Raw genomic sequence first — 25640 nt, forward strand, 5'->3', positions numbered from 1 at the left:
TCTAAAACAAAAACGCCAACAAGGTTAAGAGCCTCGTTCGCGTTTTTGGATTTTATGTTTCCAGTTTTCCGTAGTATTGCGTGATAGGTTATAAGTGCGTTTAGCACCCTGAACCTTGTGATTGTTGTTAAATCGGTCCTTCACCCGGTCTTTCATATATTGACCCATAGTGCGCTGTTCGGTGCGATGCTGATTCGGCATGGGAATATCGTCTGTACTTGTTGGAGCCTTCGATTGATCTCCATGAATTGCTTGTTGACTTTTCTGCCCCTGTTCAACGAACGGCATCACGCTTGAGCGTTGATCTACTGGCTCCTTAGATTCTATGGAAGCAGCCACTTGTCGATTGCCTTGTTTCATTTCCTCATGTAGGCGAGGGGTTCGGCTGTCATTAGGCGATTGTTGCTTTCGTTCTTCGTCCCGCATTTCTTCATGAATAGAAGGTGTGGAGACACCAGATACATGATCTGATTGTTGCTCTTGATTCCGTGGAATAGAAGAAGCTTCACCTAGTTGTTGACCCCGTTTGCTTTTCTGTAAGGCGGGCTGAGAGTGTTGTTCAGAACCCTTATCGGACTGAATAATTCCAGATTTTTGATCAAGTTTCTCTCCAAAGTCTTTTCCTGGTGTTCCTTGAGTAGGACTAGGACTTTCAACATTCTGAGAAGATCCTTTTCCTTTACCACCAGCCATACCGGCAAGGGCTCCAGCTGCACCAGCTCCTGAATGCATCACCGCACTAGTTCCTCCACTAGCTACAGCTCCAACAGCCTTCTTCGCTGGTGGACCAATCGTTTTCGATGCCAAGTAACCGCCCATGGCTACATGCCAGGCATTTTTTAGTCCAGCATCAATACCAAAGAGCTTCTGGACAATGTTTGGTCCATCGATTACAGCCAAACTCCCTGCCACAAGGGCAATTAAATAAGCTATACCATCTAAGTGGTCACCGATAAAAGTGGTGTAATACATATAGACGCGTAAACTTAAGAAAATCATAATCAGCGATGCAAAAATGCTGCCAATGTTTTTAATGATCGCTTTAAGGCGTTGACCGGTAGAAATATCAGCATACGCCATAATAAGCGCCACGATGTGATTAAATCCAAGCTCGAAACAAAGTTTCGCGACCTTAATCGAAATCAAGACCATCGTAAAAGCCATAACCCCGAGCGTCACTATCGCGGTGAACCACTCCACATCCCAGCGATAATAGTGTTCGGGTAAAAAATCAAATAGACTACTTTTGCCTAGCTCAACTAGACCCTCTTCGCCGTTTGATTCCAAACCAACTTTGTTCATTAGAATTTCTTTTCCTTCAGATGATAGTTGTTCACCATTTGCTTTTTCAAACTCTCTCGTGATCGTCTCATTTATAGAAATTTTGTCGATGTTATCTGGGCTGACGTGATGTCGTTTTTCTATATCCGATGTTTCCCATCCAGTTTCATCATAGACTGCAATGTCTGTAATATACTTCATCATCACCCGATCTGAAGTTGTAAAAGACTCTGTATCAACCTGGGCAACATCGATTGCATCTCCAGTAAATTCATCGACTTTCCCCATCCCAAATGTTAAAAGAGATATCGTCATGATCGAGATAAAGATGTTCATGGGGATCTCCGCCCGATTTTTCTCCTTATTGAAGATCAAACGCAACCCGATTATTGCTAAAGAAAAAGCCAACAAAATATAAAGGACCGGTTGAATCGTTTCCAGAAAGGATTTCACTGGTTCACTCCTAAAGAAATTAGTCAACGTCAGCACACTATCTACCATACCTTCTAGACTATCTACAATCATTTTCAGGAAAAGTATAATCCCCCATCCCATGATGCGGAGACCCGAACTAAAAATGTTGTTGGTATGAAGGACTTCTGAAAATTGGAGGAGTTTCTCTAATAGTTCTTCATCCGACATTGGCTCACCCCTTTCTTATTGATCTAAGAAGGCGACAAGGGTAGTGTTCACATGATCTGTCGTCGGTTCGACTACCACTACCACCGGCGTCTCGCTCCCTTCAAATAGTTTAACGACTGCATCATACAACGTAATAATCACCTCTTCCCCACCTTCGATGTTGTTTTTATACAGATCCATCACCTGGTCCAGAGTTTGTGTCATATTCATATCTCCTTTCTCTCCAAGCTATAGTTCGGCTTGTTCTCTTTCCTCAGTAACCGTTGCATCTTTTTCCTGACTTAATTTATCAATTTGTTTACGAATATGGCCATAAACTTGCCGACTGATTTCCTGGCCATCCCCCAACATTTTCAAATTGTATAGAAAAACCTCCAACGGCTCTTCATTCATCTCTTCCTCACTGTGATCCAGTTGAGGAGCAATATGCTTTTGAATCATGTGAAGTGTAACCGCATCGAAAAACTGACCAACCTTTTGTTGTTGCTTCCATGAGTCTTCATGAAATGGCTGACCTTCGTCTGTATGTTCTTCATCGGCCTTTATAGACCTCTTTCTTTCCTTTGCAGCTATAGCTTTGAAAGTAAAATCGATCACTAAGTCCTGCGGTCGAACACCCCGATGCGGTGTATCAATCTCTTCTTCCGTAATCGCCTTACTCGTATCAAAGTCCTGACTCAAGTACGTATGCGCATATTTCATGCTGTGCTTGCCCGTATTGTAAATGGGAAACGCTCGGATTTTCCTCCCTCTCTTATCGCGACGTTTCAATACACGACGGACTACGGTGTCCCCTTCTTCTAACTCCTGGAGTTCATTGGCCGTTAAGAGATCCCGCCCTTCAGTGCTTTCAGTTTTTGATTTGTCGAGCGAAAAGGTTGATCCTGAACGGGTCTGCGTATTTAGTGTTTGTTTGCCCAGTTTGGAAGAAAAATAAGATGCGGAATCATAATCCGCACTTAAAATATAAATCTCATTCCCACAGTTTCCACGGATGGTTGCCTGTCCATCTTCTCCATATAATTCTTTTAATTGCGCGTAGGACTGAACAACCAAATGAAAACGAATGTTTCGCCCCAGACACACTGTAATCTTATTATCCATATCCGCAATGGCCGGCATATTACCAAATTCATCTAACATAAATACCACTTCACGCAAGCACTTTTGCCCTTTGGCAATCGCTGCATTTTTTGATAAGACGTAATACAACTGACTCACAAAGATCGATGGGATCGCGTGAGTCGATGTATCGTAGTCCGGAGTAACCATGAAAAGCGCAATCGGTTTGGTAAAATAACAGATCTGATAAACCGTTAGATCGTGAACAGAACCGGATGGGAGGGAAAAGTAAACCTTCCCAGATTCCTCATCCATTTCCTTCACTTGAACCTTGAGCAGACTTCTTTCTTTTCCTTCTAGGGGTTTCCATGGCTCTTCGGGTTGCTTCCGTTTTTGTTTCGCGGATAACGGCTCATGATCTTGCCATATCGTAAGGGTATCTCCCGGCTTCAATTTGGAGGAGAAGTTGATCGTCCATGTTCCACTCTCTCCAGACTGATTGACTTCAGTTGCACCATCGGGGAACATAACATACACTTTGGAAAACGGTGTACCCCGACCTTTCATGGATTGTCCAAAACCAACCTTCTTCAAATCCAATGAGTTCTTCGCTGTCATCTTAGCTGTCTCACTCATGGTAAATTTCGTCAAACCATTCATGGCGGTCGTAAAGATACTGGATCGTGTATTTCCTTTGGAAAAGTTACTCGTCGCATACTGTTCCTTAGCCACATGCGCTTGCGGCAGCTCTTGAAAGTATTGATCAAGCGCATTATACTCCTGACCATTATCATCAATTTCGTTTTTCGTTCCTAGTTCAGATAGCATATTGGCAACAGCGTACATGGTGATTTTATCTTCGGTTCCTTCGGTGATACTTTTTTCAGTAATTGCGAGGATCATCGCATTAACAAGCGATTTTGCGGAATCATCCCACATGGGCTCTTTCGCTTGAGGATTGTGATACAACATATGGGTTATTGTTTCACAAAGCGTTTGAGCTGTTGAATAATCTCCATCCAAATAGGATTGTTTAACAAGTTCTAGCAAATTAAAGCTCATGCTTTGCATCGGATTCATCAAATTGAGCACTTCCACTTCATAGCCTCGACTCTCCAGTGTTTGTCGGCTTGAGGCGAATAGCTCCCCTTTGGGATCATTGATGACTAAGGAAGGCTGATCTTCCGAACGGGAATAGGCATCGATGGTTGGGATCACATAGGTTTGTCCCTTCCCACTTCGCGTTGTTCCGATAATCAAGTTATTCACTGGCGATGGATCAATGTATGCCTTATCTGCTTTTCTAGCTAACACAGGACCTCCCTGGCCCTGGTAGGTTTGCGTACGATCGGGTATCGATTTATATTGTTTTTTGATTTCCTTGCGTGTCGCAAAACGCTGGGACCCTTTTTCGTCCGTACCAATAGGATGGAAGTTACTGCGCAGTTTATAGTTGATATACGCGATACCCACCAGACCAATCACGGATGCTGTGGCGTAAAACGATGGATAGTGTTTAAAGTGAAAATCTGTGAGGTACGCTGCCTTCATGACGAACGGTTGACTAAACTCCGGAAAAGTTTGAACCGTGGCCCACATCGCAAATCCCAAGTTCAATATAAATGTGGCTGCGAGTATCGTGATTATAAAAAGGCAGATGCTCAATGGGATAAGCACCTGCCTTTTAGCGACGAATGATTTCAAGATGATCGCCCCCTACAAATTATTTTGTTTGTTCTGAAGCTCGCTTTTTTGTTCTTCCCATTCTTTAATTTTATCTTGGTCCTTTTGATCTGATTGCTTCTCTGTTTTGATTTGGCTGTTAATCTGAGTTATTTTTTGTTCTAACTGTTCATATGAGCTGATTTTTTCGTTCAGCCCATCACTTTTTGCTTCGCTGGCCATTTTTTTCGCTTCTTCCAGTTGATCAAGCTTTAAATATGCCATTCCTTTTTCCTTATAGCGTTCTGTTGTCATCGGAACGTCCTCAACAGCTATAGTCTCTTCATAAGCTTCCGAATGATACGCGATTTCAAACGCACCAGCCGGGCTTGGATACGATTCTTGGAAGGTTTGGAGTTCTCCGACTCCATGCAGTTGCATAATTTGGTCAGCTAAGAACGAAGTTTGTTCCTTTCCAGCTTCCTTGATAGCTTCTTCATAATTCTTTTTTGATAAATGAAAGTGAATAAGCGCTTCATGTTCGCTATCACTAAGCTTTCTTTGAGCTTGAAGCTTGTCAATAGCCTCCGTTATATCACCCGTTACGGCCGTTTCATAAACATTTTTCGTAGCTTTTACTTCATTTAGCTCCTGATCCATCTGTTGCATGGCTTGCGATTGACTTCGCAACATAAAAACGAGAGCCACGGACATGACGATCATTACAATGACAAGGCCAGCAAAGGAACCGGTCATGATTTTTTGACGTTTGCTTAAGGTTTTCCACCCCGTTTGATTCAATCTATCCTCTTTTAGGTGTTCCGTCACATCAAGCTGATAAGTCGTGGGCGTATGAGCCGTTAAATTTTGAAGAAGGATGTCGCGTTCAGTTTCTTGTTGTTTATGGTTCATCGGCATCTGAATAAGCTTCCGACATACATGGTCGTAAATATTCGTAGTTTCTTCGGACCCCACAACATACGTTCCATTATACAATTTGTCCCCCTCATCATTAGAGATCATGAAATCAAGGGGAACTGGTTCAGCGTTTTTCTTCTTCCATTTTGTGTCCAACTCCTCTGTTTTTTCAACGGCTTCCTGAAAAAGATAGGGTTGAAAGCTGTTAATATCCCCATCTATCTTAGAGGTAAATAAAACTCGCATTCGTATTTCCTCCTTTAAAAGACAACCTGGCTATCAATATACTCAGCGATCGCAGTAGCCCCCATCAAGACCACCAAACCAACTGAACCGCCTATAAACCATACCAAGGAACTTTGGCGTCCTCGAACACCACCCCATATCAAGTGGTAAGCACCAATTCCAAAGGCAATGGCTGCAGAAATAATTCCGAGTAGCTGCATCGCCGTAAGAATGGAAGCTCCGGTGGCCTGTAAGTTACTAATCGCAGATAGCACAATGTCATTCGTAAACACATTCATCTTGGATTCTCCCTTTTTGATTTTTAGTATTAGTATTTGTGGTCTTTCTCTTCTTTCAATTCCTTGTACCGTATCAGGGATTCCATCACAACATCTTGATTCTCTCGAATGTACTCCTGATGCTTCTCATGCAGCCAATCGTTGTAAGAAAAGTCCTGAACTGTTAAAAGTGTTTGGACAAGATCTTTCGATTGTTTGACTTCGCGGTTCGTCGCTCCCATTGTTTATCACCTCCTTCAAGGAATTTAGACATAAAAAAAGAAGCGATCTTAAGAAGATCCCTTCGCGTTAAGAGTTTATATTGTCAATAAATTGTTGAAGTGCCTTCTCCTTTTCATCTTCGGTAGGATGATCGGCATTTCTTAAAGATACATATTCCTCTAAAGTTCCGTCCTTATAAATACCTAAAGTACCAAATTGAATATCCTTTAGGCCTAAATCTTTAGGTTTTAAACCATTATCAAGCATATCTTTTGACTTAGCGTTTATTTCCATCACATTAATAGATTCAATGGTTTCTTCTACAAGCTTAATATTTGCCTTACGCTCTTCTTTATCTTCAGTATTATTAAGCAATATATAAGCTTTTTCTTTATCTTTAATGTAACTTTCCATTTCTTCTGGTGATAAAGACTCGACTTGACCTGTGGCTCCACAACCTGCGAGGATAAAGGCCAACAGTAATCCAGCCAAACCACCGATCCATCGTCTCTTCATCGGATCAATCCCTTCTTGAGTGGTTCGTATAACGATTCTAACACCTACTCAAACAAAAATCCACGTTTTGGAAAGAAACGTAGGACCATCTTAAAGCAGAAATGCTCAAACTGACTGTTAGATGTTTAAACAGCAAATTGTCACTCTGTTTTCTTTAAATAAGTAATTGTTTATGGCTGGATACAATCAACCCTATGCAGATTGCATCATGAATTTCATGAAGCTCTGCAATGTACAACGTTTCTAGCTTATACGAAGAACTTTATGTATCTAGGTTGCTCTTTAGAAGATTTCTTCGGAATCTCACCTCATCTTCGCAAAGGCCACCATCATCAATACAACGCATACCGGTCACTAGATGCATTTCACGTACCACGCATCGAACGTTTATCGACTGCTAGGAATGTCCTGCGACCGTTCCGCCCCCTAGCATAGATATGTATTTTTCAAAGATCAAAAGGTGCTAGTTTAAGCACGTATTAGAATCGTTATATATTATATGACTTGTTGTAACTCACTTTTAGGATTTCGACGTTTGGCAATCGTCCTAAACTTTTTATCCTTTACCGTTCGAATACGATAATAAATACTCGCCAATTTCTCATAATGACCATCTTTATCAATGGCCCAAAGACCATGTACATCATAACGTTTTCCTTCAAAGGTTTTGATGTTATCGGCTTGGGATGAAATGTCATAAAAAGCGAAGTGTTTTTTCCACTTTCCCATATAATTCCCCTCCTCATATTCCTTTAGAAAATATTGAATTAAGTTTCAGGGGTCCCCTACAATCCTTAGATTTGATTTGAATTGTAAGATTTGTATTGCTGATCTTCTCCCTTCACTAATAGCAATAATATCCCCTTTTGATAGGTCGTACCTGTAATCAATTGCTTCAAGAATATCCTCTAGAGATCGTTTTAACTTTATTCCAAGTTCAATGGTTCGGGCCGTACTCTCAAGACTTGGTTGTTCCTTCGGTTTTTCGTCTGTTTGTTGTCGGTCACGTGGTTTAAACCACTCTGGCAAGACTTCTTGGTTATATGGTCGTTTGGAGAACGAAGCCCGGCTATTTTGCTGATTTTTATACTCAACCTCTTCACCCTGAGCCTGATCAAGACTTTCCACACCTTTGTTCACCCAAGAGTGGAGAATACTTTTGACATAGCCCCAGCTTGGTTTATTGCGGTCCAAAGAACGTTTCATGGCTTCAATAACCATTTGCTCTCCAAGATCCTCAATCCAAGTTAAGAGCTCCTCAGAGATTTGAGGACGAATCATGCCAAAGTTAGTTTGATAAAATTGAATCGCATCCCCCTGTGCGTGCCCAGTTGTAGAAGTAGGTATAAATTCTTCTACATTCTTAACTTCTTTAAGTTCTTGTTCATTCTTGAATGTGTCTTTTTGCTGTCCTTTTGATGGTAGGGGGCTGTCTTTTTGCTGGCTTTCTGGTGTTGTTTTGTTGTCGTCATCTTCTTCGTTAGATTGATAGATTGCCCAGTTGTCAACGGTTATAACACTATATTTGTTGGTGGAATGGATGGTTATTACACCGTCCTCCTGTAAGATTTTCAGATAATCTCGAACTGTTGATTCATTCATATTTAATTCGGCAGAAGCTTTTTTTCTGCCAAAGATAAATTGACCAGGCTCCAGTTGAACCTTCTGTCTTCCTACCCTTGTTTCTGCTTCCTTATGACTTGATTTTGTTAAACAGTATATAAAAACCTTCAACATCTTTTCATTCTCAAATATTTCACTATGAAGGATCTTTCGATGTAATTTTATCCACCCTTGCAATTATACCCCTCCTCCTGAGTTATCTTCTTTAGCAGAATAAAAATAAACAAATACCTTAATACCTAGAATCCCTATCCATCCTTAGCTTGACTTTAAGAAATCCGATGAAGACCCAGTTTCTAGGTAATTAATACACCTTTTAGATGAAATAAAAATGGTTTCTCACTATTTCATCTCTCCATCTCCCAACAGCTTGTGATGACAAACCATGCATGATATATTATAAATATTGTCGTGCCGTTTATGGGTTGCAGCCCTGAACGGTTTTTTTATGTTTGAGATTATTTACGACCAATGCTCCGTCAACTGCTCTTTTCATAAAATACTGTAAATTTTCCGGTGATATTGAAGTTCCTACCTTCAGCCCTCTTTCCGTTGCGGCATTCACCATACCTATAAAAAGCTGATCACGTACCTTTTCAAATACATGCAATTCTCTCTCGGTTAAGATCTCGTCATACTGATGTGCAATGATATTTATAGGATTCTGAACTTCCTTCTCTGTCATATAATTCCTCCCTTCAATTTTTTCGAGTGAACTTAATAAGATTTCTGGCAGTTACTAAAAAACTTTTTTCGATACAGCATGGCTAATGCGACTAATAAAGGATGATGATCGTTAAATCTCTTGCTCCTTCATAGCTTTTAAATCTGTCCCCTAATCCAGCCCTTCTCTTTCCAATCTGGAATTTTTCTACTCATATGTTTTCTTAATGAAATCGAATACTCAGAGGCTAAAATTACTTTCATATTACTTATAGCGATTTCAGTGTCTAGGAGCTCATCAACCGCGCTAGCGATCCTCTTTCTCTCTTCCCAGTCTGCTTCCTTCGGTGGTTTACATAGGCTGACTTCATTTAGAATAGCCAAAGCCTTTTCCATTTCTCTAACAGTAATTTCCTTAATACATAACCGATGCCATTCAATGCTTGTCCCAGTAAGTTGAGGTGCTGTAAAACCATTTGAGAATTCATACATAACGTTCATAGCGTAAATGGGATCGTCATAGCAACTTAGTGATTTTCTTGCTATTTCTTCATGTAGCCTTCGTCTTCCTGTTTCTACATGTGATACTAACTGCTTACTGATGTTTAAGTCATGAGCAACTTGTTCCTGTGTGAGTCCTTGCCTTGCTCTTAGTTGTTTTAAAGCTTGTCCAAAGTTCATGGCCCCCCTCCTTTTTTGTATTTTGGGACCTGTTCTAAAATACAGTGGGCCAATATAAAATTTTACAGGATGACTATTTAGTGCTAGTCTGATACTCTTCCTTCTTATCGAAGTAAGGGGCTAAAGCATGTTGAAAAGCTTTCTTGGCTGGGACATCACCAAACGTTTCTTTCACAAGCTTAAGTGGCGACTGCTTTTGTTTTTGTTTAGCCATATCATCACCTCGTTTTATGTGTATGCTACGGATCAATGAGGACAGCCCTATCAATCTTTAGATAATTAGCTAAACAACATCATTGGACGAAGTGTCCAAATCTGGATTTAAAAAAAGATCATCAACAGTGTGATCTAATTCATCTGCAATTTTTTTCGCTAAATCAATACCAGGATTTCGAGATCCCTTTTCAATCTTGTAATAATACGATGCCGAAATACCAATCTTTCCTGCTAATGAATCTACATCCTTCAAGCCTTTTTCCAAGCGAACAGACTTAAGTTTAATTCTCAAATTATCCCTCCTCCATTGGACAATTCGTCCTGTTAAGGAAAAGCTTAATGGACATAACGTCCATTGTCAATAAAAAATCCCCAATTTGTCCAATATTATTTATCAAATTGGACAAATAGGGTAAAATTAAATTATATTATAATGTCGTAAACGGAGGGTTGCCGATGGATTTTCATAAAAGGTTAACGCTTTTGAGGAAGAAAAAGAAATTATCTAGAGAAGACCTTGCAAAGAAACTTGAATTATCTTACTCAGCAATTTCAAAATATGAATCTGGCAATCGTCAACCTGACTATAATACACTGAGGGAAATTTCTGACTTCTTTAACTGCTCAATTGATTACTTATTAGGAAAAGAGCAATATCAATATAACGATACTCACAGTAACTTTGATCCTATTAGGGAAACGAATAACCTCTTTATAAAATACGGAGTTGAGGATGCGGGTTTTTGGGATATTGAAAAATGGAAAGAGATGTCTCCTGAAGATATTCGTAGTTTAGAGGATTATTTTGATTATTTATATAATAAGAGTAGGGATAAAAATCTTAAGAGTAAAGATCATAAAGAGGTTGATGATATTTAAACTGAAGAAAATAATAACGTCTGCCTCGGCACTTATTACCACTAGCAGTAAAGTAAATACTTATTTGTATATCTGTGAAGGTTAGGATCTTTATCAATGCAGGCACTCTAGGAAAAAGGTTTATTAACAGTAGATTATAAATATACTCATATAGAAAATACAATAGGGTTACCTTAATAAGGCATTAAATATGCTTTATTTTTTTATTGATAAATCGAACGTTTGTTCCTATAATAATTAGCAAGGACGGTGCTTATCTTGTATTTTCCAACTTATACAACAACCCATTTAGAGGATTGGGTCTCGGATTGGTATTTAAAATTACATATAACTATACCCTCACAACTCATGGCTTATACCATCGCTCGGAAGTACGAAACTTTTTTACACCGTAAGCCTGTATCCCCACACTATGAAGTGTTTGGAAGGTTCCGGGCCATCACGGTGGATTCAAGGCGCACTAAAGAAGTTCAACGTGAGCAATTTTATCATGAGTTTTGTCATCTTCTTAGACATGTAGGGAAACAAACCATGATGCCTCCTGCATTTCGTGAGCTCCAGGAACGAGATGCCCGGCATTTTACTTTTTATGCAGCCCTTCCCTACCATATGATTTCTCAATACGATATTAACAACCCTAACCTACTAGATCAGTGGGTAAAAGATTTTAGAGTGACAACTGAGCTTTGTAGGAAACGCCTTCAGCAGATTAAAGAAAGGGAAAATCGATATATATTGAATAAACAATGATAACCTGGGGGTTAAATCATTGCCCCTCGAGCTATCTTCGTCATGGTTTGCAAATGTACGCTTCTCACTTGGTATAATTTGGGTTATCCCTGAAAAATAGTAATATCCTTAGTATTTTCTGTTAACAATCAACGGTCAAGCTATTAGCATAAGTCCAGTTAGATCCCCATCCTTCTAATTAACGTGATGCAAATAAAATGGTCACAAAACACCTAACGTTACATGTTCATTCGCTGGGCAGCTCTTAACACAGAAACCAATGGAATATTTTTGATCATATTTTGTCTTTATTTTTCGAAAGTATAGGAATTTTGCATGTATCATTGTAAAATAAAAAGGCACAGAGCTCCGTTTAATAACAAAGAACAAAAAGTAAATAAAACTACTGATAGACTTTCCACAGTGGTACAGCTTACCAACGATAAAAAATGTAAATGTAACAGTAGCCAATCTTAAAATAAAAGAAGGAGTGTCAATATGTTGAACGCATTATTAGAGAGGGTTTTCCAAAGACTGAACACACAAAATGTTGAAGAAGTCATTGCTAGAACAAACCCAAAATGGAGTAGAGGTAAAAAGCAAAAGAACAAACAGGACCTTTTACCTGACTTCTTAGATCTTGCAGATTTTATTGAAGAGGGAGAAATAGAAGACTTTGTAGAAATGGCAGTAATGACTAATCAAAAGGGGTGGCCAGCATATACTTATAGGGTAAGATCTACAGAATTTTTTCAAACAGACCAATCCGAAAAGTTTGATAGCGTCCCATTTCAAAATCATTACATTATAATATTAGAAGACTCTTGTGAAACCGAAGATGAGTACAGATTTAATTTACGGATCAAAGAATATGCGGAGAAATGGCGACACGGTGGGGTTCTAAACACTGACAGCCTTACTGCAGTATATAGAATCCCTGTTATTATTAATAAGATTAAAGAAAAACTTACAATTCATGCTGGGAATGAAACTATTCATGATGTCGTAAGTACTTACTTGAAAAATAATTTAAACTGGCCTATTTCACAATATACAATCCGAGAGAACATAAATCAAACTTTCCAGCTTGGCAATGCAAGCTATAATACTGCAATTTTCTTAGACTTTATATATAATAGACTTAGCAAACATGGGATAGAGGTTAAATTCGAAGAAATTAAATTTGATACCGAGGGACGCCTTCAAAACAGTGAAGGTATTAAGAAGATCACATTAAATGGAAGTAATATACTGTCATCACAGTCTGCTTGTGAGTATATTACTATGGGAAGTTCAATAATAGTATTTAAACTTAAAATGACTTATAATAACAGAAATTTTTCCGGTGCCTTTTCTGTAAAAGAAAGAGACATGGATACTCTAAAAATTGTTGTTATCGACCAATTTGAGTCTGAGTTTAAGGAAGAGGTTATGGAAATCATTCAAGATTGCTATATTCAAATGTGTACCAGTGGCATTTATGATATGAATGAAACCAAAAGAACACTAGATACTATTTACGAAAAGTTTGCTCGAGGGATAAGTTAGTCTACAAAGAAATAGCTACAAGCGTCGGACAACTGTCAGATGATTTACTAGACCTGCTTGATCCTGAAGAATTAAGTAGTCAAGACTTAGAAAACGTTACTCAACAAATGCAAATAATTTTTGATGCAATAGGGTATAATAATGCTTATGGTTCACTAGAGAGGTTAAAATCCTTTATTGAAGATGAAGATGATCCTATCGATGAAGAATAAGTAAATTTCAGAATATGGGGGAGAAATAAAATGTTCATCGAAAGTGATGGTGTTATTTACAAATTCACTTCACCCGTATATAAAAAAGAACTAGAAATCCTCAAGCCAGACAGGTTTGAGGATTTCGAAATGATATCATTAAGTAGTGATGTATTTTACATAAAATACACGTGGTTAGATAGTATAAGACTATACGACAAAATAATTTCTAAGAAGCAAACCTCTATTTCCTTTATTATAGATCATAAAAGAAATATTCTGCTCATATTTAGTGATTCGGAAAGTAAAATCAACCACTTGCTAGCTACAATAAAATATTATTTAGATAGTGAATTAGAAAAAATTGACGTTTTTAATTTATTTTTAAAGGATAAGAAACAAATTAACGACTTTAAAATTTCCTCCCTAGACATTAATGATACTAATGGATTAAAAACAATAAACCTCATTGATCTTAAAAATAGAAAATATAAAGATTTTATCAATAAGAACTATAACAATATTACAAGCTTTACTATACAAATCAACAATTCTTATATTCATATTGATAAAAGTTCCCTTATTGGTGTTCCTAATAATTCTGATAAACAAAAGGTCCTTGAATTTTTAAAGGGAGTGGATAGTCATCTTGTACAAAGCTCTTCATAGACTAGCCCTAGCCATAATTTACCTAATAGTCATAATATTGGTAATCAATATTGACTACTCAATCCCCCCAATCCTTTTTTAGAAAGCCAATTTTCATTAATTAGTTGGTTATTTGCAGGGATTATGAGCTTCATTGGATTTATCACATTATTAATTGCATTTTTTATCGAAAATAAACTTAGTCTAGCATCTAATATACTTCAAAGAATTTATTATCCTATAACGTTATCAACTAATGATACCATTAGTCATATAATAGATTATAGAGAAAAAACTAAGAATGATCACCTCATAAAATACATATACTATACTTTTATTTTCGCAGGGTTTTCTATAGTTTTCACTGTTGGTGTTTTAGTAGGTTATTACACAAAGTTTAATTTTAGTTTTAAGATTGAACTTGAAATAGAATCGTCAATAGTTTTCAGCATTTATATCTTCTATTTAATCATAGTAACTATTTTTGTCTTGATGAGTTATTTTATTTTGAATATCAGATTATTGAAGAACCCTCATAGTAAAGGGTACTTACCCAAAATTAATGATTTATTGAATTCATATTTCCTTATAAAAAACAGTGACACTAAACTGTTTTATTTAATTTCACCTTCGTTGTCTTTCTATAAGGATATTCAACAGGACGGGACTGAAGTGCACCAATGTATTTTTAATTCCCCGCTACCATTGAATAATTTTAAATTTATAATTAAATTGTACACTGATAAAGTTGAACAGATAAAAGTTATTGGAAATTTCAATAACACATTGAGTAAGCATTCAATAGGGAAACATTTCAGTGAGAATTTTAAAATAATGAAAGAAGTGTATGATGAGATTAATTCTGACAGTTATGGATTTGTAAAGATTTATGATGAAGGCAATAACCTGAAGTACAAATATAAGATAAAAATAATCCAAACTGATAATCACTTAAGGACTAGCTTAATAGATCAGGTCCCTATGGATAAAAACGATCTTGATAAAAATCATTTTAACAATCCGATCCTTACAAGTGAAAGCATAATAGTTGAGTAATTTTATTTTTTCAAACGTGAAAAAATTCCAAAGCAGGGGTAGTCTTATAACAAATATTTGCTAAATCACAGAACAACTTACCCTTAATTAAAGATATCATACTGGTATCTTTAAGAGGATTATAGTATCACCTAAACGGCTTATGGATTTAAATTAGCACGAAGTATTTTTACAGAGTAAACCTTTATCAATAAATTATGAAGGTATCGAGAAATGCAGTAGGCTCGTGAAATAGCAAAAAGTAGTTCAGCGTGAGAAATTTTACAATGAATTTTGTTACATTCATCATGTAGGTAAAAAGTTTCTATATTTCAGACGTTCCAAGAACTCGGGAAACACTCTACTTTAGTACATTACCCTTTTGCCGCTCTTAATCTTCATAGGATCCCTAAATACGATATAAGCGATACATACATTTTAAGCGCTGGGCCAAAGATTTGAGCTTTTGTAAAGAGGTTCATACAATATAACACAATATAAGCTGAATAAACAAAAGATAAAGCCCGAGTGGAAACCTTATCCCCTCGGGCTTTCTTACGGTTTGCAAATGGTACTCATAGCATTGGAAATGTGATTGCGAACTGTTTTCTCAGAAATGAACAGTTCACTTGCAATTTCCTTTGTTGTTTTGTCTTGCACTAGAAGCTCGAAAACTTCTCGCTCCCGCTTGGTTAGAATTTGTGTTGGCCTGTAGCCGTCTTCCTTCACAAGCGTACCCCTCCTTGTTGTCTAGAGCTGATGCATGAGGGGAATTATTTAGTCATGATATCTTATGTGGAAAAACATCACCCTGTGCCGGCCGTTTATGACTTAGACACGAGTCCACGCTCTTGTGCTTTAAATAACGCTTCGGTACGTGACTTCACTGCTAATTTATTAAAAATACCTGTTAGAGTGTATTCAACACTACGTTGAGACATATGCAAAGATTGAGCAATTTCGCGATTAGTCAATCCTGATGCCACTTCCTTAAGGATTGATTGTTCCTTTTCATTTAAAGAAGGGCCAGTCGCTTGTTTTTTGTCAGTAGGTTGATTGATACTAGCCTCTGATCTTCTAAGCTGTTTGAATAAGTGAAGTGGGATGACGACTTCATCTCTTAGCGCACAACGAATCGATGTAACTAACTGGTCACTAGTCGCTGTCTTACTAACGAACCCGTTTATGTTTGCTTCAACAAGCATATTAAAATGTGTATTTAAATCAAATCCTGTATAGATTAAAATGGTCAAATCCGGGGCATCTTTTTTAAGTTTTTTAGCTAGGTCTACACCACTGATACCAGGCATGTATAAATCTAGAAGCAAGATGTCATAAGCCTGTTTCTTCATTAATGTTTCTACTTGATTTGCTCTGTCGGTTACATCTACTTTCATATTTTCCTCTTGCTCAAGCATAGCCTTTGTTCCTGCCCCCACAGCAGGATGATCGTCAACGATTAAAATCCGTGTCATACTTCAACCTCCTTTGTAGCCTTGTTGGGAAAAGTAATAATTGATTTAAAGCCCTCGTCCAGGGCCGTCTCTATTTTTAAATAACCGTTCAGTCCATTGACTCGCTGTTCGATTCCAGATAGCCCAATATGAGAAAAAAGGTCACGCTGGAAAGAATAATCCATTCCTTTCCCATCATCTGAATATAAAAGTATAACTTGATGATGATTGTTGGAAAGACTAAGTTTAACGATTTTAGCATTTGAATGCTTCATTGCATTGGTTAAGAGCTCTTGAATAATTCGGAAGATGGCCAATACATGTTCCTGATCGAGCTTCGCATTAAATCCTTCACTTGTAAAATAGACCGTGAAATTCGATCGCAGCTGATATTGCTCTATTAAGGTTTCTAATGAGTGAACGAGTCCTATCTCCTCAATAAACGCCGGACGTAATTCATTGCACGTTTCCCGAATTAAATGGATGTTATCTAGAAGGGACTCCTTATACATGGAAAGCTCTGCATCCAGAGTCTTTGGTAAGTCCGCTCGTTTGTTCATTAAATCATCCATTCGTCTGTACAGATAGAGTTGTTCTTGTAGAACCGTATCGTGGAGATCAATAGATAGCTGTTTTCGCTGATTCTCCGCGATAGTGAAGAGTAACCTTGATAGCCAGGTTGGATATTTATGGGTTTGATCACTTCTTAATGTACGGAGCTCTTTAACTAAATCAGCAATTAAATTCATATTTTCAATGGCGATGTTTGCGTTTTGCGCAATGGTTTGCAAATATGTTTTCTCGTCACGGTTTAAGCTAGTATAATCTTTTTTTCCCCTGCACCAAAGCATTGTAATTTTATCTAAAGTAAAACCCACAATCACTCCAAAGCCTTTATCGGTTTCAAGAATTGTTCCAACGTCATAGTGGCGGTTAGGAAAATAGTCATCAAAGTGACATAATATATCGGCGGGAATAGGGTCATACACACAATACATCTTACGTTCGTTGTGGATGGAATAAATATACATGTCCCGCACCTTTAATACATTGCCAATTTCTTTACGCATTACTTTCATAAGATCAACAGCATTCGATTGATCCTTCATTTCTTTAGAAATCCTATGCATACTCTCCTGATAACTGTATCTTGCAACAAACAGAAATTTTTGCAAGCGGAAATCAAGTATTTCTTTAATTGACAATAGTATAATCAGCAAGAAATGTGTAGTTAGATAGACTTGTAAGTGTTCAATCATGGTCAGATCTTTTTCAACAATCATTGAAATGATGATAGGTATCAATACACCGGGCAGTGCTGATATTAACGCATAATAACGAAGACGCCCTATCACAAAATGGATATCGATTAACCGCTCACGCGTCACTAAATACATAAAGGTCACTGGTAAAGCGATTAAGAATAGAGCCGCTATTTCCAGGGGAATAATTTTTGCATGAATGGTTAAAGCTGGTGTTAAATATAGGAAAATATAAGGGAAAAAGGCCACTGACATTCCTACACCGATATATTTAAATACAGTACCTACAGAGGTATCCTTATAAATCGATAACCCTTTAAAGATAATAAAAAATAAAACGATATAAAGCATAAGAAGCATTGTTCCAGGGACAGGGTAAAAGAAAGCTGGATACCTAACTGTTATTAGAAAGTAACTTTCTGCAACTGTAACCAGAGTAACGAGGATATATAATATTTGATAGATTTTTTTCGAGAACCAATGTACTCTAAGCTCCGAGAAATAATTATAAAGAAAATGAATGAGCACGACTGGCGATAGTAAAAACAATATGGAATTGAGAAAGATACTATATAAGTCATCACGTACAGCCCCACTATTACTTAGATAACCAAGCGCAATTAACAGAAAGAACAGCATAAGCTGGTTTGCAGAGAAGCGTTTAGCCACTTTACTCTGCACAATCTTGGAGATCCAAAATGTCGCACATAGAAATAATAGAGGTAAAATAATAAACAATGTCCAATGTAAGAAAGTTGATTCATTTATTGATGAATAAGTTACCTTCTCACCCGCATTCTCAACTGTAAATACCTTGGCATTCTCTAACTCTTGAAACATTCGAACCGTGTAATGCTCATCGGGGATTGATCCTTCAACTGATGTTAGTTCGGCACCAATAGGAATCATCTTCTCATCAGCCCAACTATCTCCTTTGACCTGAGTAATGATCCATTCATTATTCCTATTTTGCTCTAGTTCAATCCCTATAAAGGGTTGAGTCACTGATATCATTGTAATATAACATGCTGAGAGGATAATAAATAAAACCAGTAACGTTTGCTTCCAACTTAACACACGCATCACTCTCTTCACCTCTACTTGAGATCAATCCTATCTATTATACTATGACAATAGGCTGCATAAAACAAAAAAATGCCACTGTACCCTACGGAATACAGTAGCATTTTTAAGTTGGAATTAAACGCGCTGGTCACTTCCGAAGAAACTCTTGAACGATTCAATGGCTGTATCTCTGTTAAGTGCAGCAATGGAAGTCGTCAAAGGAATTCCTTTAGGGCATGCTTGTACACAGTTTTGGGCATTACCGCATCCCATTAATCCCTCTTCATCCATGATTGTTTGCAAACGCTCACTCTTATTCATAGCTCCAGTTGGATGAGAATTAAAAAGACGAACTTGAGATAAAGCAGCAGGTCCAATGAAATCAGACTTGCTATTTACGTTAGGGCAAGCTTCTAAACACACACCACAAGTCATACATTTAGATAACTCATATGCCCATTGGCGTTTGCTTTCAGGCATCTTCGGCCCTGGTCCAAGATCGTAAGTTCCATCAATAGGCACCCATGCTTTCACCTTTTTCAAGGAGTCGAACATGCGGCTGCGATCGACAGCCAAGTCTCGGTTAACAGGGAATGTTGTCATAGGAGCTAACTTAATAGGTTGTTCTAATTGATCAACAAGAGCTGTACAGGATTGTCTAGGTGTTCCGTTAATAACCATGGAACATGCACCGCACACTTCTTCTAAGCATCCCATCTCCCAAAAAACGGGTGTGGTTTCTTTCCCCTCAGCGTTAACCGGATTTCTGCGGATTTCCATTAATGCGGAAATGACATTCATATTTTGGCGATAGGGAATGTTAAACGTTTCATCGTAAGGACTAGAGTCGGGATCGTCTTGACGCGTAATGATAAACGTTATCGTTTTATTTTCGCTCATGATGATTGTCCTCCTTTATTTACTTTTCGAATAATCGCGTTTACGCGGCTCGATTAAGGATGTATCTACTGCTTCGTAGCTAATAACAGGTTTATTATTTTCTTTGTCATAAGAAGCTATAGTTGTTTTCAAAAACTCCTCATCATTTCGATCAGGAAATTCTGGTTTGAAATGCGCTCCACGGCTTTCGTTACGGTTGTACGCACCTTGTGTAATAACGCGAGCCAGCTGAAGCATGTTCCAAAGCTGACGTGTGAACATGGCACCCTGGTTGCTCCACCTAGATGTATCGTTTATATTTATTCGCTGATAGCGTTCCATCAGCTCGACAATTTTTTCATCCGTTTGAAGAAGCTTCTCATTGTCACGAACAACCGTTACGTTGTCTGTCATCCATTCACCAAGTTCTTTATGGATTTGATAGGCATTTTCATCGCCGTCCATGCTCATGATCGCTTCAAATTTATTCTGTTCCTCTTTTACTTTTTCATCAAATAGATTCGAACTCATATCGTCTGATATTGTTTCAAGGCCTTCTGTATATTTCACAGCATTAGGACCAGCCACCATCCCGCCATAAATGGCAGAAAGTAATGAGTTTGCCCCCAGGCGGTTTCCGCCATGTTGACTATAATCACATTCTCCAGCAGCAAAGATCCCAGGAATGTTTGTCATCTGGTCAAAATCCACCCACATACCGCCCATTGAATAGTGAACAGCAGGGAAAATTTTCATCGGTACTTTCTTAGGGTCATCCCCTACGAATTTCTCGTAAATTTCAATGATTCCGCCCAGCTTAACGTCTAATTCTTTAGGATCTTTATGAGAAAGATCAAGGTAAACCATGTTTTCACCGTTAATTCCCAGCTTCTGATTTACACACACATCAAAAATTTCACGTGTAGCAATATCACGTGGAACGAGGTTACCGTATGCCGGGTATTTCTCCTCTAAGAAATACCAGGGCTCACCATCTTTATAAGTCCAAATTCGACCACCTTCACCACGAGCTGATTCACTCATGAGCCGCAGCTTATCATCACCAGGGATGGCCGTTGGGTGAATCTGAATGAATTCACCATTTGCGTACTTTACACCTTGCTGATAAAGAGCACCAGCAGCAGACCCTGTATTAATGACAGAGTTTGTTGATTTACCGAAAATAATACCAGGTCCCCCGATGCCATAATTACGGCATCAGCAGGGAAGGCCTTAATTTCATGATCCTTCAAGTTCTGACCAACGACCCCACGGCCAACGCCCTGTTCGTCAACAATAGCAGAAAGGAATTCCCAGTTTTCATATTTGGTGACCAATCCGTTTACTTCGTGGCGACGAACTTGTTCATCAAGTGCGTAAAGCAGCTGTTGGCCAGTTGTAGCCCCAGCGAAAGCGGTACGGTGATGTTGCGTACCACCGAAACGACGGAAATCAAGTAATCCCTCTGGTGTCCGGTTGAACATAACACCCATACGGTCTAATAGGTGAATGATGCTTGGTGCAGCATCACACATGGCTTTAACAGGAGGCTGGTTCGCTAGAAAGTCCCCCCCATAAACCGTATCATCAAAATGTTCCCAAGGTGAATCACCTTCACCTTTTGTATTAACGGCACCGTTAATACCTCCTTGGGCACAAACAGAGTGAGAACGCTTAACCGGTACTACTGACAGCATATCGACATGAACGCCCTGTTCTGCTGCCTTAATTGTTGCCATCAGCCCGGCAAGACCTCCACCAACGATAACAATATTTTTATTTGACATGATTCAAACTCACTCCCTTAACTTTCAATATATCTGCTTTCGAAAAATAAAAATGAAGTTTTAAACACCGTAAGCAAACTGAATTAACGTACGAACACCCACGTAAGAGATCGCTACGAAAATGATGATGCTCGCATAAGTCATTACAAGTTGTGAGCGTGGAGAAACTGTAATCCCCCAGCTGACGAAAAATGACCAAAGACCATTAGAAAAGTGGAATGTAGTTGAGATGACACCTATTATGTAGAACCAGAAAAAGAATGGCTCTGTAAGAATGCCTTCCATCAACTGATAGTTCAGCTCAGCCCAGCCTAACCCGATAGCGATACGAGTTTCCCATACGTGCCAAGCAATAAAAATGAGCGTAATAATACCCGTGAAACGTTGGAACATGAACATCCAGTTTCTGAAATGTCCAAAATTCGACAAGTTACTTTTGGCCGTGAACGCAATATATACCCCATAAATAGAATGGAATAATAGTGGTAAGTAGATAATAAAAATCTCCAATACGTAACGGTACGGCAAGCTCTCCAGAACATGAGCTGCCGCATTAAACGCCTCTGGTCCACGAGTTGCAAAAAAATTGACAGTTAAATGCTGGATCAGGAATATTCCGATTGGTAGTACTCCTAATAATGAATGTAATCTCCGGTTAACATATCCGCGTGTTCCTGCCATGTTTACCCCCCTCAAGATGATAACGATTAGAATTATGTACATTTTACAGATAGTAAAGCGCTTTTAAAACGCATTAAAAATATAGGAAAGCTCTTTATTCCTGACACAAAACTGGCAAATGTACAATTTGTGACACGTATATTGTACTTCTATCATTTAATAGCGTCAAGAAAACGATCTAAAAATTGCTTAAATGTACACAATTCTTCAAATAGACGAAATCTATGAATTACTGTTGCGACTTTTTATAATTCAAGCGATAATAATTGTGTAGAAAGGAATGAGCGTCATGAGAGAAACAGCTAAGCTATCCACAGACAATATCTCATCACTAGTAGCAACTGGCGCAGGCTTTGATTTACTGCGTTACTATACGTTGCCCGATTTTCTTGGTAAAGATGCCCTTATCTTTTATATTATATGGGCAAAAACATCGCCCGCGAAACTAACCTTTCAACATGGGAAGAACTCTACGAATTCTTTCAATACATGGGGTGGGGAGAGCTCACACTTATAAAAGAAAAGAAAAAAGAAATTATTTTTCAATTAAAAGGGCATATCATTGAAAAACGTTTAAGTCAAAAGCTATACCAAGTTGATTTTCGACTAGAATGTGGATTTTTAGCACAAATGACCCAGGTTATTACTGGTGATACATATGAATGTCTAGAAGAAAAGAATCTTAAAGGTAGCGTGGTTGAAATCACAGCAATAAAGGGGTGAGTGGACCAGCTGATTATTCAGCTGGCTTTTCCTCTTCATTCAAATGTGTCAAAATTTGATCAGCTACTGGCTCTGGAATTCCCAGGCGGGTTAAATCAGACATAGAGGCATCCTTTATGTCTTTTACGGATTTGAAGTGGCGCAACAACAGCCTCCTGCGTTTTTGACCTACCCCTGGAATATCATCCAGCTCGGATTGAATGGCCCCTTTGCTACGAAGTTGTCTGTGAAAAGAAATAGCAAAACGGTGAACTTCATCCTGAATACGCTGAACCAGGTAAAATTCTTGAGAATTTCGTTCTAGGCTGACTAGTAAAGGTGTCTCGCCATAGAGTAATTCACTCGTTTTATGCTGATCATCCTTAGCAAGCCCACACAATGGGATATCAAGACCTAATTCATTTTCAAGTACGTCCATCGCTACCGTCATCTGCCCCTTTCCTCCATCAACTACAATCAGGTCAGGCAAGGGGAGGCCTTCTTTTAATACGCGGCTGTAACGCCTGCGAATGACTTCTCTCATCGTGTCATAATCATCGGGGCCTTTTACGTCACGAACCTTGTATTTACGATAGTCCTTTTTACTTGGTTTTCCATCAATAAACACGACCATAGCTGATACAGGATCTGTACCTTGGATGTTGGAATTATCAAATGCTTCAATACGGTGGGGCGTCTCTATATTTAAATGTTCCCCCAGTGTTTCCACCGCCTTGATCGTCCGCTCCTCATCCCTTTCGATTAAAGCAAATTTTTCCTCTAGGGCTATATTCGCGTTTTTCTTGGCTAATTCCACAAGCTCTTTTTTTCGGCCGCGCATCGGGATAGCAACCTTTGTATCAATGGCTCCTTCTAAGACTTCTGAATTCGTCCCTACAGGAACAAGGACTTGCTTTGGATAAGGGTGATTTTGATGCAGATAAAACCTCCCTATATAGCTAAGGAACGTTTCTTCGGGATCATCGAAAAACGGGAATAAAGCCACATCTCTTTCAATCAGCTTCCCCTGTCTTATGAAAAAGACTTGGACACACATCCATCCCTTATCATAGGAATACCCAAAGACATCACGATCGACCTCATCATTCAATGTCATTTTCTGTTGTTCCATAACCGACTCAATATGTTCAATTTGATCACGTAATTCACTAGCCCGTTCAAAATCCAACTCTTCCGATGCTTTATACATTTGCTGCTGCAAGTCTTTCTTTATTTCTTTATGACCGCCGTTTAGAAACGAGGTAATACTTTGCACGATTTCCTGATTGGTCTCATTCGACACAGGGAACTCACACGGACCTAAGCATTGGTGCATGTGATAATAAAGACACACACGGTCAGGCATCGTATTACACTTTCTGAGTGGATATAAACGGTCAAGCAGTTTTTTCGTCTCCCTAGCTGCAATTACGTTTGGATAGGGGCCATAATATTTTCCTTTATCTTTCTTCACCTTTCTCGTCACGATCAACTTCGGATGTCTTTCAGCTGTTACCTTTAAATAGGGATACGTTTTATCATCCTTTAAAAGCACATTGTATTTTGGATCATATTTTTTTATTAAATTCATTTCTAAAATTAAAGCTTCCATATCCGAAGTTGTCACAATGTATTCAAAATCAATAATTTCCCTTACCAGCCGCTGTGTTTTCCCATCATGGGCTCCTGTAAAATAGGAGCGGACCCGATTTTTTAGTACCTTCGATTTTCCTACATAAATAATTGTCTCGTTCTTATCTTTCATAAGATAGCACCCAGGCTGATCAGGTAAAACGGCAAGCTTCTCTTTAATATTCGCGTTCATGTTCGCATCACTCCAACTTGTTAGACGTTCTCGCAGCAACGTAACACATTTATATCTTGAAGCGGGGAATAAGTGCCTACTTAAAATTGCGATGAATGCTCTCCCGCCTATGCTTACGCTTAGAGGTGGGGGTTTCGAGTGTGTCAAAGCCATGCTTAACACTCGTGGAGTTGACACGTTTGCCTAGGTACAACTCCGCTAGACCCTCCGCCTTATAGGCATGGGGACATACTATTCGTAAGATATTTAGTCTGCCGTTCACATCGGCATTGATTATCGTTCCACAACTTGCTCTGCTTTTAGGGAAGATGGCAAGCAGAAAGTCAAGACCGAGAACACCCCCCACCTAAAGAAGATGGGGGTGTTCTCGGTCTTTAGGGATAAAAAGCCACGCTGCTCAGCAACGTGGCTTTTTTACTTCTACTTTCAATTAAGAATGTTTCGTAATTAATTCATCCAGTGCTTCTTTAGGTTGGAACCCGATTACTTGGTCTACAACTTTTCCATCTTTAAAAAGAAGAAGTGTTGGAATACTCATTACACCAAACTTGCTTGCAGTTTCTTGGTTTTCATCAACATCTAATTTTACGATTTTCACTTGATCGCCTTGCTCCTCGCTTATTTCCTCAAGAACTGGTGCAATCATTTTGCAGGGTCCGCACCAAGGTGCCCAGAAATCTGCGATAACAAGACCTTCATTTGTTTCTTCTGTAAAGTTTTGATCTGTTCCTTTAACAATTGCCATCTTCATTCCTCCTCGACCATTTAGTCTGATACGAGTATATCATTTTCTATTTTTAGTGACTAACAATATGTTTCCGTTTAGCCGAGTAAGCATAAGAAAAGCAGCGTTGCGTATTGACTTTATGTCGATAGAGGCAGTACATTGCAGCCAGACTTTAGAAAACTTGCGACATCTTGATTAAATATATAAAGGCCAAAGCAAGCATTGCTTAGCTTCGGCCT

The 25640-nt window shown here is 38.6% G+C and carries 25 protein-coding genes and 2 pseudogenes; 6 read left to right on the forward strand and 21 right to left on the reverse strand.

Translation table 11 applies throughout. The features are described from left to right. Nucleotides 1–24: 24 nt before the first annotated feature. The 13 genes and pseudogenes from MUO14_RS03525 to MUO14_RS03585 form a co-directional block, all read right to left on the reverse strand. Nucleotides 25–1923, reverse strand: a complete 1899-nt coding sequence (locus tag MUO14_RS03525; RefSeq protein ID WP_244753661.1) for a pLS20_p028 family conjugation system transmembrane protein — start codon at nt 1921–1923, stop codon at nt 25–27. A 15-nt stretch (nt 1924–1938) separates the two neighbouring features. After that, on the reverse strand, nt 1939–2127 hold the full coding sequence (locus MUO14_RS03530) for a hypothetical protein (protein WP_244753662.1): 189 nt from the start codon (nt 2125–2127) through the stop codon (nt 1939–1941). Nucleotides 2128–2504: 377 nt separating this feature from the next. Beyond that, nucleotides 2505–4689 (reverse strand): annotated as a pseudogene (locus tag MUO14_RS03535) (VirD4-like conjugal transfer protein, CD1115 family); the annotation flags it as partial. A gap of 12 nt (nt 4690–4701) precedes the next feature. Beyond that, nucleotides 4702–5811, reverse strand: a complete 1110-nt coding sequence (locus tag MUO14_RS03540) for a hypothetical protein (RefSeq protein WP_244753664.1) — start codon at nt 5809–5811, stop codon at nt 4702–4704. Nucleotides 5812–5825: 14 nt separating this feature from the next. Further along, nucleotides 5826–6089, reverse strand: coding sequence for a hypothetical protein (locus MUO14_RS03545; protein ID WP_244753665.1), 264 nt, complete (start codon nt 6087–6089; stop codon nt 5826–5828). 29 nt (nt 6090–6118) lie between these two features. Continuing rightward, nucleotides 6119–6310 carry a hypothetical protein gene (locus MUO14_RS03550; RefSeq protein ID WP_244753666.1) on the reverse strand — a complete coding sequence of 64 codons (192 nt, stop codon included), beginning with the start codon at nt 6308–6310 and terminating at the stop codon, nt 6119–6121. Nucleotides 6311–6377: 67 nt separating this feature from the next. Next, the gene (locus MUO14_RS03555; protein WP_244753667.1) at nt 6378–6806 is read right to left on the reverse strand and encodes an LptM family lipoprotein; all 429 of its coding nucleotides are present in this window, start codon (nt 6804–6806) and stop codon (nt 6378–6380) included. A gap of 495 nt (nt 6807–7301) precedes the next feature. Then, entirely contained in the window at nt 7302–7535 is a 234-nt protein-coding gene (locus tag MUO14_RS03560; protein ID WP_244753668.1) for a hypothetical protein, read from the reverse strand. 45 nt (nt 7536–7580) lie between these two features. Then, complete coding sequence (locus MUO14_RS03565) at nt 7581–8606, reverse strand: DnaD domain-containing protein (protein WP_244753669.1); 1026 nt, start codon at nt 8604–8606, stop codon at nt 7581–7583. Between the two features lie 241 nt (nt 8607–8847). Further along, nucleotides 8848–9114, reverse strand: coding sequence for a hypothetical protein (locus MUO14_RS03570; RefSeq protein ID WP_244753670.1), 267 nt, complete (start codon nt 9112–9114; stop codon nt 8848–8850). A gap of 137 nt (nt 9115–9251) precedes the next feature. Then, nucleotides 9252–9773: a helix-turn-helix transcriptional regulator gene (locus MUO14_RS03575; protein ID WP_244753671.1), complete on the reverse strand. Its 522-nt coding sequence runs from the start codon at nt 9771–9773 to the stop codon at nt 9252–9254. Between the two features lie 73 nt (nt 9774–9846). Further along, nucleotides 9847–9987 (reverse strand): hypothetical protein, encoded by a 141-nt coding sequence (locus MUO14_RS03580; protein ID WP_244753672.1) that lies wholly within the window; start codon nt 9985–9987, stop codon nt 9847–9849. Nucleotides 9988–10056: 69 nt separating this feature from the next. After that, nucleotides 10057–10281, reverse strand: a complete 225-nt coding sequence (locus tag MUO14_RS03585; RefSeq protein ID WP_244753673.1) for a helix-turn-helix transcriptional regulator — start codon at nt 10279–10281, stop codon at nt 10057–10059. A gap of 164 nt (nt 10282–10445) precedes the next feature. On the opposite strand from MUO14_RS03585, the gene MUO14_RS03590 reads away from it, so the two are divergent. From MUO14_RS03590 to MUO14_RS03605, 4 genes are all read left to right on the forward strand, one after another. Next, nucleotides 10446–10868 carry a helix-turn-helix domain-containing protein gene (locus tag MUO14_RS03590; RefSeq protein WP_244753674.1) on the forward strand — a complete coding sequence of 141 codons (423 nt, stop codon included), beginning with the start codon at nt 10446–10448 and terminating at the stop codon, nt 10866–10868. Between the two features lie 258 nt (nt 10869–11126). Beyond that, nucleotides 11127–11618 (forward strand): ImmA/IrrE family metallo-endopeptidase, encoded by a 492-nt coding sequence (locus MUO14_RS03595; protein ID WP_244753675.1) that lies wholly within the window; start codon nt 11127–11129, stop codon nt 11616–11618. 477 nt (nt 11619–12095) lie between these two features. Further along, a complete protein-coding gene (locus MUO14_RS03600; RefSeq protein ID WP_244753676.1) occupies nt 12096–13145 on the forward strand; it encodes a hypothetical protein in 1050 nt (349 codons plus the stop codon). A 242-nt stretch (nt 13146–13387) separates the two neighbouring features. After that, on the forward strand, nt 13388–14005 hold the full coding sequence (locus MUO14_RS03605) for a hypothetical protein (protein ID WP_244753677.1): 618 nt from the start codon (nt 13388–13390) through the stop codon (nt 14003–14005). Nucleotides 14006–15574: 1569 nt separating this feature from the next. On the opposite strand, the gene MUO14_RS03610 is transcribed toward MUO14_RS03605, so the two are convergent. The 6 genes and pseudogenes from MUO14_RS03610 to MUO14_RS03635 form a co-directional block, all read right to left on the reverse strand. Then, nucleotides 15575–15748 (reverse strand): helix-turn-helix domain-containing protein, encoded by a 174-nt coding sequence (locus MUO14_RS03610; protein WP_244753678.1) that lies wholly within the window; start codon nt 15746–15748, stop codon nt 15575–15577. 95 nt (nt 15749–15843) lie between these two features. Beyond that, nucleotides 15844–16494 carry a response regulator transcription factor gene (locus MUO14_RS03615; protein WP_244753679.1) on the reverse strand — a complete coding sequence of 217 codons (651 nt, stop codon included), beginning with the start codon at nt 16492–16494 and terminating at the stop codon, nt 15844–15846. Continuing rightward, nucleotides 16491–18818 carry a sensor histidine kinase gene (locus MUO14_RS03620; RefSeq protein WP_244753680.1) on the reverse strand — a complete coding sequence of 776 codons (2328 nt, stop codon included), beginning with the start codon at nt 18816–18818 and terminating at the stop codon, nt 16491–16493. The genes MUO14_RS03615 and MUO14_RS03620 overlap by 4 nt, the downstream gene beginning before the upstream one ends. A 117-nt stretch (nt 18819–18935) precedes the next feature. After that, complete coding sequence (gene sdhB / locus MUO14_RS03625; protein ID WP_244753681.1) at nt 18936–19700, reverse strand: succinate dehydrogenase iron-sulfur subunit; 765 nt, start codon at nt 19698–19700, stop codon at nt 18936–18938. Between the two features lie 15 nt (nt 19701–19715). After that, nucleotides 19716–21466: pseudogene (gene sdhA / locus MUO14_RS03630) on the reverse strand (succinate dehydrogenase flavoprotein subunit). Nucleotides 21467–21526: 60 nt separating this feature from the next. After that, nucleotides 21527–22147: a succinate dehydrogenase cytochrome b558 subunit gene (locus MUO14_RS03635; RefSeq protein ID WP_244753682.1), complete on the reverse strand. Its 621-nt coding sequence runs from the start codon at nt 22145–22147 to the stop codon at nt 21527–21529. A 289-nt stretch (nt 22148–22436) separates the two neighbouring features. Between MUO14_RS03635 and MUO14_RS03640 the strand changes: the two genes are divergently transcribed. Both MUO14_RS03640 and MUO14_RS03645 read left to right on the forward strand, forming a co-directional pair. After that, nucleotides 22437–22664, forward strand: coding sequence for a YslB family protein (locus MUO14_RS03640; protein WP_244755753.1), 228 nt, complete (start codon nt 22437–22439; stop codon nt 22662–22664). Continuing rightward, entirely contained in the window at nt 22568–22870 is a 303-nt protein-coding gene (locus tag MUO14_RS03645; RefSeq protein WP_244753683.1) for a DUF2507 domain-containing protein, read from the forward strand. Before MUO14_RS03640 ends, MUO14_RS03645 begins: the two co-directional genes overlap by 97 nt. Before the next feature lie 13 nt (nt 22871–22883). Here the strand turns inward: MUO14_RS03645 and uvrC are convergent, their stop codons facing one another. Both uvrC and trxA read right to left on the reverse strand, forming a co-directional pair. Continuing rightward, the gene (uvrC, locus tag MUO14_RS03650) at nt 22884–24674 is read right to left on the reverse strand and encodes an excinuclease ABC subunit UvrC (protein ID WP_244753684.1); all 1791 of its coding nucleotides are present in this window, start codon (nt 24672–24674) and stop codon (nt 22884–22886) included. A 430-nt stretch (nt 24675–25104) separates the two neighbouring features. After that, nucleotides 25105–25419 carry a thioredoxin gene (gene trxA, locus MUO14_RS03655; RefSeq protein WP_244753685.1) on the reverse strand — a complete coding sequence of 105 codons (315 nt, stop codon included), beginning with the start codon at nt 25417–25419 and terminating at the stop codon, nt 25105–25107. Nucleotides 25420–25640 lie beyond the last annotated feature (221 nt).

The organism is Halobacillus shinanisalinarum (genome assembly GCF_022919835.1).
Taxonomy (GTDB): domain Bacteria; phylum Bacillota; class Bacilli; order Bacillales; family Halobacillaceae; genus Halobacillus_A; species Halobacillus_A shinanisalinarum.

What these genes read in the sequence shown, in the direction of transcription:
- MUO14_RS03645 (WP_244753683.1), top strand. Translation starts at nt 22,568, where the DNA reads ATGGGCAAAAACATCGCCCGCGAAACTAACCTTTCAACATGGGAAGAA.
- MUO14_RS03525 (WP_244753661.1), bottom strand. Translation starts at nt 1,923, where the DNA reads ATGTCGGATGAAGAACTATTAGAGAAACTCCTCCAATTTTCAGAAGTC.
- MUO14_RS03640 (WP_244755753.1), top strand. Translation starts at nt 22,437, where the DNA reads ATGAGAGAAACAGCTAAGCTATCCACAGACAATATCTCATCACTAGTA.
- MUO14_RS03540 (WP_244753664.1), bottom strand. Translation starts at nt 5,811, where the DNA reads ATGCGAGTTTTATTTACCTCTAAGATAGATGGGGATATTAACAGCTTT.
- trxA (WP_244753685.1), bottom strand. Translation starts at nt 25,419, where the DNA reads ATGGCAATTGTTAAAGGAACAGATCAAAACTTTACAGAAGAAACAAAT.
- MUO14_RS03545 (WP_244753665.1), bottom strand. Translation starts at nt 6,089, where the DNA reads ATGAATGTGTTTACGAATGACATTGTGCTATCTGCGATTAGTAACTTA.
- uvrC (WP_244753684.1), bottom strand. Translation starts at nt 24,674, where the DNA reads ATGAACGCGAATATTAAAGAGAAGCTTGCCGTTTTACCTGATCAGCCT.
- MUO14_RS03600 (WP_244753676.1), top strand. Translation starts at nt 12,096, where the DNA reads ATGTTGAACGCATTATTAGAGAGGGTTTTCCAAAGACTGAACACACAA.
- MUO14_RS03555 (WP_244753667.1), bottom strand. Translation starts at nt 6,806, where the DNA reads ATGAAGAGACGATGGATCGGTGGTTTGGCTGGATTACTGTTGGCCTTT.
- MUO14_RS03575 (WP_244753671.1), bottom strand. Translation starts at nt 9,773, where the DNA reads ATGAACTTTGGACAAGCTTTAAAACAACTAAGAGCAAGGCAAGGACTC.
- MUO14_RS03620 (WP_244753680.1), bottom strand. Translation starts at nt 18,818, where the DNA reads ATGCGTGTGTTAAGTTGGAAGCAAACGTTACTGGTTTTATTTATTATC.
- MUO14_RS03560 (WP_244753668.1), bottom strand. Translation starts at nt 7,535, where the DNA reads ATGGGAAAGTGGAAAAAACACTTCGCTTTTTATGACATTTCATCCCAA.
- sdhB (WP_244753681.1), bottom strand. Translation starts at nt 19,700, where the DNA reads ATGAGCGAAAATAAAACGATAACGTTTATCATTACGCGTCAAGACGAT.
- MUO14_RS03550 (WP_244753666.1), bottom strand. Translation starts at nt 6,310, where the DNA reads ATGGGAGCGACGAACCGCGAAGTCAAACAATCGAAAGATCTTGTCCAA.
- MUO14_RS03615 (WP_244753679.1), bottom strand. Translation starts at nt 16,494, where the DNA reads ATGACACGGATTTTAATCGTTGACGATCATCCTGCTGTGGGGGCAGGA.
- MUO14_RS03530 (WP_244753662.1), bottom strand. Translation starts at nt 2,127, where the DNA reads ATGACACAAACTCTGGACCAGGTGATGGATCTGTATAAAAACAACATC.
- MUO14_RS03605 (WP_244753677.1), top strand. Translation starts at nt 13,388, where the DNA reads ATGTTCATCGAAAGTGATGGTGTTATTTACAAATTCACTTCACCCGTA.
- MUO14_RS03580 (WP_244753672.1), bottom strand. Translation starts at nt 9,987, where the DNA reads ATGGCTAAACAAAAACAAAAGCAGTCGCCACTTAAGCTTGTGAAAGAA.
- MUO14_RS03590 (WP_244753674.1), top strand. Translation starts at nt 10,446, where the DNA reads ATGGATTTTCATAAAAGGTTAACGCTTTTGAGGAAGAAAAAGAAATTA.
- MUO14_RS03635 (WP_244753682.1), bottom strand. Translation starts at nt 22,147, where the DNA reads ATGGCAGGAACACGCGGATATGTTAACCGGAGATTACATTCATTATTA.
- MUO14_RS03570 (WP_244753670.1), bottom strand. Translation starts at nt 9,114, where the DNA reads ATGACAGAGAAGGAAGTTCAGAATCCTATAAATATCATTGCACATCAG.